Below are 11,919 nucleotides of genomic sequence, written 5' to 3'. Positions count from 1 at the left end.
CCCCCCGACAGCACACCGAGCTCCCGGTGAACGCGCAGCGCAGGTCGACGACTCCGACACCCGCGACAGTCCCGCGCCACCGGGAGCATTTCGCTGCCCGCCCCCGAACCGGTCGAAGGACCCGTACTCCTCACATTCGCCCCACGACTCGGCACACCTCGTACAGCGACAAGCCCGGTCACAAGTTCTCCACGGAACCCGTCGCGAGCGGCTGCGACCTTGCGATCGTGAAGGTCGTAGGGTGTTGTGTGACTTATGGGGTGGGTGTTACCAGGGGGCTGTAGTCCGCTTCCTGGTCGCTGAGGGGTGAGTGCGGCCCGTGCCGCACCCCTGTGGAACCTGGCCGGGAAACGTCGTGGATCCCGCACGCCGCCCGGCCCGCCGAGCCGGCCGCCGGGTGCGCTTCGCTGCCATCCTTCGGGGCCGCTCCGAGAGTCGCCTGTCAGTGATGCGTCGGTAGTCGATGAGGGAGAACTCCGGTCCATGGGGGATCATTTCAAGGCAGACACAGATCAGCTGGGGGAGTTCCTCAAGACACTCGAGGGCTGCGTCCGCGATCTCGATGAGGCTCGTGCCGCTCTGGACCACGTCCGTGCCGATCAGATCGGTACGAAGCGACTCGACGAGGCGTGCGACGGATTCCAGGAACGCTGGAAGTACGGGTCCGAGCAGACCAAGAAGATGATCGACGCCATCAGTGAGGGTGTGAAGTCGAACAAGAAGGGCTACGAAGAGGTCGAAAAGGCCTTGGAGAAAGCCTTCAACGACATGGCTCAGGAGTCCACCTCGGGTGGAAAGGGCGCGAAGTAATGGCCGTGAATCCCTATCCCAGCCTCGGATGGAATCCGGTTCCCGGCATACCGAGCGAAGTCAACGCGCTGAAGCAGAAGGTCACCACCGCCGCCACGGCACTGCGCACGTGCCACAACCAGCTCCAGAAGCTCATCGGTGAGAGCAGCTACTGGGAAGGCGACGCGGCCAAGGCGTTCCGCGAGGCGATCGACGGCGAGCTGCCGACGTACATCAAGAACGCCGCGCGGTCGCTGGAGAAGGCATCCGCCCAGTTGGGTAACTGGGACGGCTATCTGACGGCCAACCGCGACCTGGCGCAGAAGTACGACGCGGCCGCCGCCGAGAAGAAGTCCGCCGCCAACACGGCCAAGGAGCGGTACGACAAGGCGGGCCGGCACCCCGACCTCAAGCTCGCCGGCCAGCAGTTCGGCACCCAGGAGGAGGCCGACGCGGCCACCGCGCGCCTGCGGGCGGCCGAGCGCAGCCTCAACGAGGCGACGACCGCGCTGAACCAGGCCAACGGCGCGTACGACGACGTCATCACCAAGGCCAAGACGCTGGAGACCACCCACTCGGACAACGCCGAGACGGTCGCCAAGTCGCTCGACGACGCCACTGACAAGCTGGCGCCCAAGGAACCGGGCTGGCTGAGCAAGGCCGTCGACGCCATCTGGGACGGCATCAAGGCCGTCGGGGCGTTCCTGTACGAGCACGCCGGAACGATCGGCGCCATCGCCGGCATGCTGGCGCTCTTCCCGACGCCGCTGGCTCCGCTGTTCGCCGGCATCGCGGTCGTGGCGAGCGCCGCGTCCATGTCGAAGAACCTCTCCGATCCGAAATTCAGAAGCGACCTGTTCGGCGGCGGCAGCGGAATGGACATGTTCTCCGCATGGGCCTCCATCGCCGGTGACACGGTCGGCATGATTCCGGGCGGCAAGGCCCTGGGCCTGGCGGCGAAGGAGGTGGCCGACGGCGTGGGCATGGCGGGCAGGATGGGCGTAGCCGTATCGGGTACGGAGAAGGCCGGGGCGTTCGTCAGGGAGATCGTCCCCGCGTTCTCGAAAAGCGCGTCGGACGAGGTCGCCGATGCGTGGCGCGCGGCAGGGGAAACTGCCTCCGGTTCGGCGAAGCTGATGGGTGAGATCACCGCCAACGGCGTCAATGTGGCCGCGAACGTCGTGTCGTCCCTGGAAAGCCTGGGCGTGGTCGACAAGGAAGGCGGCGAGCACAACGCCGCGGAGAGCACCAAGGCCGCTGCCACCGCGCACAGCATCGCGGGGCTTCTGGGATGGCTGTGAGCGAGCGTGTCGCGGCAAGCGAGAAGCGGGTTGAAAAGTGACTGAGCACTACGCGGATGTGGCGAGCAAGCCGCAGCCCGCCTTCTGGTACGGACTGCCGCACGGCTACCTGCGGTTGGATCTCGACCCGCCGTTCGAGCGGGTCGTGGCGCTCATCCAGCAGGTACTCAGCCTGCCCGACGAACTGCGCGACCGTGCGGAAGAGGTGGTGCGGTTCTACACCGGCGTGGTGGGCCTGCTGAACGCCCAGCAGGTGCAGGGGTGCGCGATCGGGCTCCACCCGGACGAGGCCGGCGGAGCCGTGTCCTCCGTACTCACCGTCTCGACCGTCCCGGCCTCCGGGGTCAACGCGAAGCTCGTACTGGCCGGCATGGCCGGCACCGCCGCCGACAACCCCGACGAGGGCATGCGCCCGCTGGAGCTGCCCTGCGGAACGGGCTTCATAGCCGAGAAGAAGCGGCGTACGGTCGCACCCGGCAGGCCGCCCGAGGCCGCCGGCGTCCCTCCGGAGGACGTCGTCTGGCAGGGCACGGTCGCGGTGACGGGCAGCGGCATGCCCGACATCGTGGTGGTGCAGCTGGTGACGGCGGCGGTCGACCTCGCCGACGACTACAGAAACGTTCTGCTCGGCGTGGCGCACACCCTGTCGTTCACCGACCCGTCGCCCCGGGACGAGCCGGGCGGTGACGGCGGCAGGCGTGGCTCCGCCGCTACGAACGCCATCAGGAACGACTTCGGATAGCCATGGCAGTGCCCGAGACCAACGGCAATGGCCGTAACCCAAGGAGACTCATGCCGGAAGCACCGCAGGTTGAGCACGCGTCCGCGGCCGTGAACGCGGAGGAGCTGCGCAAGCGCCTGACCTCCCGTGTGGTCAGGAGGTTCCTGGCGTACGGTGCGACCTTCGCGGTCATGGCGGCCGTTCCGCCGTTGCTGGTGCAGTCGGGAGCGTTCGACGGCACGTGGCACTGGCTCGTGTACGTCACGGCGCCCTTCACGGGCATCGGCATCCTGGGGCTCCTCGCCGTCCTCCTCTACAAGCTCCCGCCCGCCGTCGTCGTCACGCGCGCGTGCCGCAAGGCGTTGCGCCAGTACTCCTTCGAAGAGTTCTGGCCGCAGGTGGTGAAGAAGGACGGAAAGCAGGCCACCAGGGGACGCCCCGAACTCACGCTCAGACTGAAGAACGCCGACGGCACGAGGTCTCCGCTGCTGCGCGTGCTCGAAGTCCCCAGTCGTGGCAGGCGTCGCGACCCGTGGCCGGAGGGCATCGAGAACGGCGTGTGGGTGGCGGGTGACCTGCCGTTCGGGGCCATCGCTTTCGTGCCGGGCAGCGGTGCGCTGCTGCTCCTGCACCCCGAGAAGTGGGACAGGCTGGCCTCGGAGCGCGAGTCGGCCGGTCGGGACCGCATCGCCCGGGCGGAGCGGGCGGGGCTCGCACGCAGGGTCTTCTGACGACCTGTCCGCTCAACCGGCCGCCCGCTTGTCCGCCTGCCCGCCCGTCCGGTCCGGCGGCACGTGCGGCGACTTGGGGCGGCGGGAGATACTGGGGGGACGAGAGGTGAGGAGAAGCGAGATGGCCCAGCAGCCCCAGAACCCCAAGGGACCCGACGCCGACCGCGGCGTGTGGGACGAAGCGCTCGACCCCGAGCAGGTCCGCTCATTGAACTCCGCGCTGCGCAAGCTCGCCGACGGCGGCGGCGCCGGCAAAGAGCTCCAGGACACGGCGAAGAACCTGCTGTCCGGCCGCCTCCAACTGCGCGACGCCCTGGACGACCCCACGGCGGTGCGCGCTCTGAGCGGCGGCCCCATGGCCTCGCTGCGCAACCAGTGGGAGTCGCTCTCCGAGGAGGAGCAGGAGCAGATCAGGCAGGGCGAAGCGCCGGCGGGCGACGGCGCGCCTTCGGACCCGAACGCGCCGAAGCGCGCCGAGGAGCAGCAGCCCCGCAAGAAGAGCCCGGGCCGTCACAGCGGCGGCTTCTCGCTGTACTGAGCATCCGTAGCCGGCGGGGCCGGGCGGACCTGCCGGCCCCGCTGTGCTTCGCGCTTCCGTACGAGCTGGGGGCTGGCGGCGGGCTCCGGGCAGGGCGACTGCTCAGAACAGCCCGTGCCACATCTGCTCGACGATCAGCGACCACCAGCCGTCGGGGTTCACCAGCGCCGTGGCGTCGATGGCCACCAGCTGCTCCTGCAGCTCCGCCACCGCCGCGCCCGCGGCCACCGGGTCGAGCCCCTGCATCCGCTCCCGCACGGTGGTGAGCAGGGCGAGGGAGCGGACGTACGCGCCGGCCGAGATGTTCACGTAGCGGGCCGACGCGGTGACCGGGTCGATCGCCCAGACCGCGCCGAGTCCGTTGGGCTCCGTCGGGCCGGGCAGGCACTGTACGGCGAGCACGGCGACGCCGTCCCAGCCGATACGGGTGAGATGCGCGAGTGCGGCGATCTTCTCCTCGCCGGCCGGACTGCGGCGCTCCCGCAGGTTGGTGGCCACGTCGGTGAACAGCCCGCCGACGGGGGGAGCGTCGGGGCGGTCCGCGGCGAAGAACAGCGGTACGTCGACGGGAAGCCCCGCCCACGTGAGCAGCGACTGCGTGTCCTGCGGCAGTGGTGTGGCCGCGAGGTCGTCGGCGTCGTAGCGGCGTACGCCGTCGGTGCCGAAGACGTCGGTGAGGTGGCGGCCGAGGGCCACGTCTCGCAACGGCTCGACGGGGGGCACATGCGTGGGTGCGGGAATGCGGTGGGGGCGCGGCGGGGGCTGCTGACCGGCGACCTGGTGCATCATCTCGACGTGCTGGATCAGTCCGGCGATACCCTCGGCACGGGCCTCGGGGCGGGCGCCGTACGTCTGGCTGCAGGAGAGGCTGGCGTTCCGGTACGTGTTGAGGAGTTCGGCGGTGTAACCGCCGGGGAGCAGGCTGGGGCGCAGGTCGGTGTGGATGGCCAGCACGTTCTCGTTCGGCACGCCCATACGCCGGAGCTCCGCGGCGGCCTGGTGCTCGGACGGCGGGAGGCCGGGACCGGAGTTCCGGAAAAGGGTCGTCTCCTCGCCGGTGGCGGGGTCGGTGTAGGTGAAGACGGAGGTGTTGCCGGGGCCCGTCACCGGACGGGCGTCGGCCCCGTCCCCGCCGTGCTTCTGCCGGTACATCCGAACGACCTCGTCGACCGGCACCGACGGCCAGACCGTCAGCTCACCGGTACGCCGGTCCACGACCCCGCACGCGTCCCCGATCTCGGCCGGCGGCCGCCGCTCCCCGCTCTCCGGGTCCTGCTCCATCGGCGCGGGCGCGGCCCACACGACCCAGCCGAGGTCGAACTCCCGCATCCTGACCTCGCGGCGGGCCCCCGAGCCTTCGGGGTTGAGCCAACGGTCGGCGGCGGCGAGCGCCTGCTCCTGGGTGGTCACGCGGAAGGCTCCTTCAAGGTCGTCGGCGGTGGTTCTGGCTGGTGGGGTTGGCTCTACGAGGCTATCGGTGTGGTTGGCGTCAGGATCCGCAGGGCCTTCGCACCACGCTCGGTGGCGACAAGGAGGATGCCGTCCGGGGAGAGGTCGGCGCCGGTGAGGGGCACGTCGGAGACAAGCGCGGCCACGACCGTCTCGTCGGCGCGGTTCCACACCCGCAGGTAGTCCCCACCCACGCTGAGTGCCAGCGGAGAAGACGCGCGCTCCTCCTCTGAAGGCGGCAGTATCCGTTCGGGGGACGTGTCACCGAGGGGCGCTCGCTGGACAAGGCCGCGGATCAGCAGCGAGGACCCTCCTTGCGCCCCGATCGGGTACGCGTCAGGTGTTCCCTCCGGGACAGCAAGTGCCGCGACGGGGATCGCCGGATTGTCGCCGGACGCCGGGATCCTCCCGACAGTCACCGCGTGGATGCCCGGGACCGGCAGGCTCCAGAGGGTCTGCCATGGGAGGTCGATGCCGAGCCGGTGGACCGCGGCGGCGTACTCGGGCAGACCGTCCTCGACGAATGCGGTCTCCAGCAGGGCGGCGCGCAGCTGGGCCGGGGCCTGGGTACGCGTCAGCAGGGGAGCGATACGGAGATACGTGAGGGCCGCGGCCCCGAGTGCTTCAATCGGTGCCGCTTCAATGGCCGCACGCAGCCGTACCGGATCCGCGTGAACGAAGAGCCCTGGATCGGTGAGCAGCTGGGGAAGGAGCCCGGCTTCGAGGGTGTGTCCCGCTATGTAGTCGCGTACGTAGGGATCGGCTCGGCTCCAGTCCTGGTCGGGAACGGCCTCGAGCAGTGCCACGGCTATTCGGGACTGGGCGGCGGGAACGTCGCCCATCCCCGCGCGGATCTCGTCCCCGATGGCTGGGTGCAGCAGACGCAGCAACGTACGCCTGTCCTCGTCTTCGACAGGTTCGACGAACGGTGCAACGAGAGTGATGCCGCTCCCGATCGCCTCGGCCAGCTCCGGCCCGGCAACGGCGACCACCAGCCGCCTCCATAGCTCAACCGGGATCCCGGCGCCTTCTGCCAGGGCCAGTGGAGAAAGCATCAGACGCAGCGTATGCGGGTCACTGCCGAGACGGCGGGAGTGCAGATCCAGGGCCTGGCCGACGGACGCCGGAAGGTAGAGGTCGTCTGTTGAGTCGAAGGTGTCGGGCGCGGTCAGGATGCTGTGCACAGCCAGCTGGACGACGAGGTGGTTCGTCCCGGCCCGCCGACCGATGGCCTCGGCCAGCCGGCGACGCTGGGCGGGATCGACGGTGAACGGCAGCTCGGGCGCTCCGGACTGAGGATTCAAGGCCGCTTCGGCGTGCCGCACCAGGCCCTCGGGATCGGCCCACTGAGGGTCGTCGAGGTCGATGATCTGCGCGGCTCCGGCCGGCAGCCCTTCGACGACATCGGCGGCGAGTTCGCGTGGTACGTCGGTGAGAAGGCGCACGGTCTGCGTCGCGGCCAGCGGGTTGAGTACGTCCCGAACGAGGCGGGACCGTTCCCTGTCTGTTCGGACGGGGCCTGCGCGGTCGACGTCCGGGACGACGACGGCGGTGTGCTCGACGGCCGCCAGTTTGGTGAGAACATCCCCCGTGCTGCTTGCGCCGAGATCGAAGTAATCGGCAAGCAGCCAGAGTATCTGAACCGCGGTAAGCCCTGGCGTGTTGGTCACCGCGGGAGCCGGAAGCTCGGGTGGAACGATGGACGGATCGAGTGATTCCAGGGGAAGCCGCTTGCGGAACTGCGGGTCGCACAGCATGAGGAAGCCACTGAGCAGCCGCGACCGTCCGCTGCCGGACTCACCGGTGACCACGAGGACGCGCGGGGCACCCGGCGACTCCATCCGCCACGCGGCGAGAGCACGGAGTGCCGCCGTGCGGCCACCTATGTGGGGGTGAGGTGCGTAGGTGTCGCTAGTCCCGGTCATCGGTCCGTCCTCCTGTAAGTGCACATCTGCACACTTCAGTGATCTTATGTCTCCAGTGGAGAGCCTCCGGCTTGTGAGCCAGCGGCCAGCGGTCACACCCAGTCGTCCCCATAGCACGCCAAGTCCCAGGTGCTGTCCTCGAAGTCGTACCCTTCGAGGATGAGGGTCCAGGCCTCGGCCCGGGCGGCGACGCCGTCAATCTGTCGGCACCACAACGTGAGAGCGCTTTGTGCGTCCTTGTGGTCCGGGGAATAGGGGAAGTGCGTCCTGCGGAACTCGTCGTAGAGCCGGACCATGGCGAAGAACTGGGTGAGGCTGCTACCGGCGACGGGGTCGGGCGAGCCACCCGTGGTGTCCCTGTAGAGCCGACCGCTGCTGCCGTCGAGCAGCAGTCTGGAGTACATCCAGGTACCAAGCTCATAGAACGGACCGCCGCTGGGCGCCTCGCTCCTGGCACGGCGTTGGCGGGGCACATCGCGTCCCCGGCCGGGCCAGGTCACTTCAGTCAACGGGCGGTCGTCTTTGGGAGTGATGGCGAGGTGCAAGAAGTCGCTGATCTCGGGCAGGCCGGTCTCAAGGAGGAAGCTTCGCGCATTCGGGGCGCTGAGACCCTGAGGAAGCTGATGTTCGGCCAACCGATGGCAGGTGTCTGGACCGAACGTCTCCTCGAGCCAGTCCCGCAGGCCATGACCACGCAGAGCGGCGGACGCGGACGGTGGCAGAGGCCAGGGAGCGGAGTGGGCGTGGGTGGCGACGAGGGGCTGCTTACGGTAAGCGGCCAGATCGGGGGTGTCCGGCGCGTCGACGGACACAGCGAAGAGGCCCGCGGTGCCGGCAAGTACCCAAAGCCCGCCGACATGCACTCCCTGCGTCACCGCGGACGGGCAGCGAGGCGGAGGCGTGATACCTGGGGAATCCTGTTGCCAGCCAGTATCGGTGTGTCGAGCGAAAGGGACGGTGGGCGCATCTGAGCTCGGAGACCCGTGAGCGTTGCTCCAGGGAGCATGGCCCTCCGCCAAGGCAGTACGCACGTATACCGGCTCAGTGAGAGGCTCACCGGTTGCTGGGTGCCACTCCTGGCGGACGTATCGTGGCTTGGGACGAGCATTTCGGCCAGTGGTCGTGTCCCGGGCAGTGACCACACTCAGGCCTGCTCCACCAGGCATCGCACCCAGTTCGTCAACGCGACCGGCCTCGTCCGAGACGCGGCCGAAGACGCCCACGGGGCGCCAGCGGCTCCATTGGGTCCGCCACGGCAGCGGAACCCCCGAAGCAAGTACCTGTTCGGCCAGCTCGCCCCGCCCCGCGCTGAGTGCCCCGTGATGCAGCCAGGCCGCCCACTCGCCTTGTGCTGAGGGAGCGATGCCCTGTGCTTCCATGTAGTGCAGCATGGCTGCCACGCTTCCATAGGGCACACCGCCGGGGTAGGCGACGGCGATTGCCTCGTGGAGGGCGGACGCTGTGCACTGTGCCAGGAGTCGCCCGTCCTCCAAGTATCGGGGCAGCTTGTCAGCGAGCGCCGCATGCAGCGGCAGGGCTTGTGCGGCGTACTCGCCCACCGGGCCCCTGCGGCCCCACGGGCCTGGCCCGCCCACGTCAAGGGCGGCCACCAGCGCCTCTACGAACCGGGATTGATCGGCGGCAACCCAGGGCGATCTGAGTCGCCATGCGTGGTGAAGAGCGTCGGAACGGAAAGCGACCGATGACCGGGCTTCGTCGAGGACCAGGACATCTGCTCGCCGCTCGGCAAAGGCAATGAGTTCCGGCACCATCTTTCGCACACCGCCGGCGCCGCAGAGCAGCTGCCAGACAGACAGCGGAACTTGCCGGAGTTCGGCGGCGGACAGCGCTCCCAGCAGGCGGGCCGCTCCGGTCTCCTCGGCAGTCGCCGCCCGAGTGGGCGCGGGCAGGACCACTTGGAACTCGGGCGACGGGGGCGACACCATAGGTTCCTGATCGTACTCGGCCATGACGGACACCTCACGGCCCTGGAACCGTCGGAAGCCTGGGGCGAGCACCTCCGCCACACGAGCCGGTTCCGTCGACGTGAGCACCTCGCCCGCGTACTGCACATTGACGAGGAGGAGGACACAGGGACGACCCGACGGGGCGGCTCGGCACTCATCGCGCATGCGTGTCGCCACAGCATCGGCACTCATGCCCCGACAGTCGATCAGGGAGGCGCTGGGCCAGCGGTCGCCTACCGCTCGCACGAAAGCGCTCTTGCCGCTCAGGGCCGGACCGAGGACCGAGAACACCTGCCGCGCCCGGGTGGGCAGCTCCCGCCACGCCTCGATGCGTGCCCAGTCCTCATCGTTGATTTCGGGCACTGGGTCGATCCTTTCCATGAGCGGTGATGCGTGCGTCGGTATTACTGGCCAGAGCTGGCATTGGAGTCCCAGATGCCCTTCAGCCTGTTCACGTAGTTGTTGAAATCGCTCTTGAACTTAGCCCGAGCCTCGTCCTTGGCCTCGGCGGTTGTCGCCGTGGTGCCGTCGTCCCGAGTGAGGTCCGCGTTCTCGTCGATCACACTCCTGCGGAAACCGACACCGTAGTGAATGCGGAGCTTGTTCTTCTTCTCGCCTTCACCCAGTTCGTCGTCGGGCTTGCCGTCTTCGACTTCGTTCGCCAGGTAACCGGAGCAGTCGTTTCCGGAGGCGTGGCCGCATGGCTCGCGTTCGGTATACAGGCTGATGGGCTCGAACGGCTGCTGACCGGCGGCTTCGCGCCTCTCATTCACCGACTGTATCCAGTCCATGGCGTGTGGCTCTGAGTGGACGCCCGAGCCCCAGGGTTGGCTCATCGGCAGTGAGCTGTCCACGACGTACCGGATCTCGTTCTTGTTCTCGGGGTCGCGTACCTCAACCACTGCATAGTTCTTACGTGACCAGTCGCCCTTGTGCTCTTCCAACGCCTTCAGTTCCTGCGCTACTGCGTCCGTGATCTCGCTATCGGTCAGGCCTTGGCCGTCGTCGATGCGATTGGCGATCGCGGCTTCCAGGCCAGCCCGATTAGGCATGTCGCGCCTGTTGTGGTAGTGCACGCCACCCGATTTTATGCCCGCTTTGTCCATGAGCTTCTGGATGGTCTCACGGGCCGCTTTGGAACGCTCGAGCTTGTCGGGGTCGTCCGTAGTCGGAGTGAAGTTGGTGGGCGAGTTCGGATTGGCGGCTGCGGGGTCGAGTGCGATCCCGACCGAACTCGTCGCATGGAAGCGCAGATCCATGCGGGCCAGCGCCGCGACAACAGCGCCCTGTTGCCCCTGAGTCATGTTGCCGAAGCCGGGCAGGGCGGCGATCAGGGTCTCCTTGCGGATGCCACCTTGCTCAGCGGCGAGACCGTTGCGCAGGAGGGAACGAAGTTCACCATTGGTGCTCCACTCCTTCAGCTTGTCGTATACCGGCTTGAGGTCCGTCTGCAGGACCTCATTGGTTTCCCGGAGGTGCGCCTGCGACGGCTCGGGGACCATGTTGTAGTGCGTGTCGTCCGGCTTCTGCACGGTGTCGTACTCAGCGCTGCCACGCGGCCGCTCGGGGGTCGTGCTCCCCTCGGTTGCGGCTCCTGCGGGGGCCTCCGGAGCGCGACGGTCTGTGCTTTCGCCGGCATTGGGCGTGCTGCTGACGGGCCTCTGCTGCGAAGCCGGGCGCGAGTGATCGCCCGTGCCCGGCGTCACCGGCCGGCGGTTCGAGTCCAGGGGGATCGCGAAGACGCCGTTGTTGCCGCTGTGCAGCGGGCTGGGGCTGGTTCGGCCCGTCTGGGCGTCGATGTACGTGATCTTGCCGTTGTGGTTGACGGCGTTCCACGCGTGGGCGCGGCCGTTCGCGTCCTGGGTGATGATCACGGCCTGGGAGCCGTGGCCGCTCTGGCGGAGGGTGTTCTCCAGGCGGTTGAACGCGTCGCGGCCGTTGCCCATGTCGCTGAAGCGGGCGCCGAGGGCGTTCTCTATTCGGTCGCGGCCGCCCTTCTCGCCGCGGTCCGAGGGGTTGCCGTTCGCATCCAGGTCCGGGGTGCGCGCGCCTGCGGCCGTGGGGTTGCCGGAGTAGGTGTCGACGGTGGACAGGGCGGTGTCGACACAGTTGTTGTTACGGCCGGGGGTGTTGGGCCCGTCCCCGTTGATGTTCTGGACCCAGGGGCCGTCCGCCGGGTCCGGCGGGCGGGTGGGGTCGCCGTTCTCGTCCCGGGGGACGGAGTTCTCCAGGGCGTCCTGCTCCGCGCGGGTCGGATCGGTGACGCCGCCCGGGGGTGTGTTGTCGCGTGTGGCCGAGGCCGACGTAGAAGTGGCTTCGGACTGGTGGGGGGTGCTCGGGGTGCTGCTGTTCGGCGACGGCGCACTTTCGGGCGTTTGACCGGGGGTGGTGGCGTCCGGCGTGGCCGGGCTCGGTGTCGCCGTCGGCGTCTGGGCGGGCGTCGGAGTGTCCCTGGGCGGCGCGGGCTGCCTCGGGTCCTGGTGCGGGGTGGTTGATTC

9 protein-coding genes are annotated in these 11,919 nt (G+C 68.8%); 5 read left to right on the top strand and 4 right to left on the bottom strand.

What is annotated here, in order from left to right:
- Positions 1–483 precede the first annotated feature (483 nt).
- The 5 genes from E2E34_RS23850 to E2E34_RS23830 all read left to right on the top strand — a co-directional run bounded on the left by E2E34_RS23850 (position 484) and on the right by E2E34_RS23830 (position 4,080).
- Positions 484–810 carry a DUF6317 family protein gene (locus tag E2E34_RS23850; RefSeq protein WP_138903966.1) on the top strand — a complete coding sequence of 109 codons (327 nt, stop codon included), beginning with the start codon at positions 484–486 and terminating at the stop codon, positions 808–810.
- Complete coding sequence (locus E2E34_RS23845; protein WP_138903965.1) at positions 810–2,090, top strand: putative T7SS-secreted protein; 1,281 nt, start codon at positions 810–812, stop codon at positions 2,088–2,090. The genes E2E34_RS23850 and E2E34_RS23845 overlap by 1 nt, the downstream gene beginning before the upstream one ends.
- Before the next feature lie 37 nt (positions 2,091–2,127).
- Positions 2,128–2,832, top strand: coding sequence for a hypothetical protein (locus E2E34_RS23840; protein WP_138903964.1), 705 nt, complete (start codon positions 2,128–2,130; stop codon positions 2,830–2,832).
- A 50-nt stretch (positions 2,833–2,882) separates the two neighbouring features.
- Complete coding sequence (locus tag E2E34_RS23835; protein ID WP_138903963.1) at positions 2,883–3,542, top strand: hypothetical protein; 660 nt, start codon at positions 2,883–2,885, stop codon at positions 3,540–3,542.
- A 121-nt stretch (positions 3,543–3,663) separates the two neighbouring features.
- Positions 3,664–4,080, top strand: a complete 417-nt coding sequence (locus tag E2E34_RS23830) for a hypothetical protein (RefSeq protein WP_138903962.1) — start codon at positions 3,664–3,666, stop codon at positions 4,078–4,080.
- Positions 4,081–4,182: 102 nt separating this feature from the next.
- On the opposite strand, the gene E2E34_RS23825 is transcribed toward E2E34_RS23830, so the two are convergent.
- The 4 genes from E2E34_RS23825 to E2E34_RS23810 all read right to left on the bottom strand — a co-directional run.
- Positions 4,183–5,490, bottom strand: a complete 1,308-nt coding sequence (locus E2E34_RS23825) for an SUKH-4 family immunity protein (protein ID WP_138903961.1) — start codon at positions 5,488–5,490, stop codon at positions 4,183–4,185.
- 53 nt (positions 5,491–5,543) lie between these two features.
- The gene (locus E2E34_RS23820; RefSeq protein ID WP_244316030.1) at positions 5,544–7,340 is read right to left on the bottom strand and encodes an amino acid adenylation domain-containing protein; all 1,797 of its coding nucleotides are present in this window, start codon (positions 7,338–7,340) and stop codon (positions 5,544–5,546) included.
- Between the two features lie 206 nt (positions 7,341–7,546).
- Positions 7,547–9,784, bottom strand: coding sequence for an SUKH-4 family immunity protein (locus tag E2E34_RS23815; RefSeq protein WP_167518365.1), 2,238 nt, complete (start codon positions 9,782–9,784; stop codon positions 7,547–7,549).
- Positions 9,785–9,825: 41 nt separating this feature from the next.
- Positions 9,826–11,919 (bottom strand): toxin glutamine deamidase domain-containing protein (locus E2E34_RS23810; protein WP_138903959.1); only part of this gene is annotated, 2,094 nt, incomplete at its 5' end.

It is taken from the genome of Streptomyces albidochromogenes (assembly GCF_005981925.1).
In the GTDB taxonomy this organism is placed as follows: Bacteria; Actinomycetota; Actinomycetes; order Streptomycetales; family Streptomycetaceae; genus Streptomyces; species Streptomyces albidochromogenes.
The sequence above is the reverse complement of the archived record's forward strand: the minus strand, read 5'-3'. Positions and strand labels throughout refer to the sequence as shown.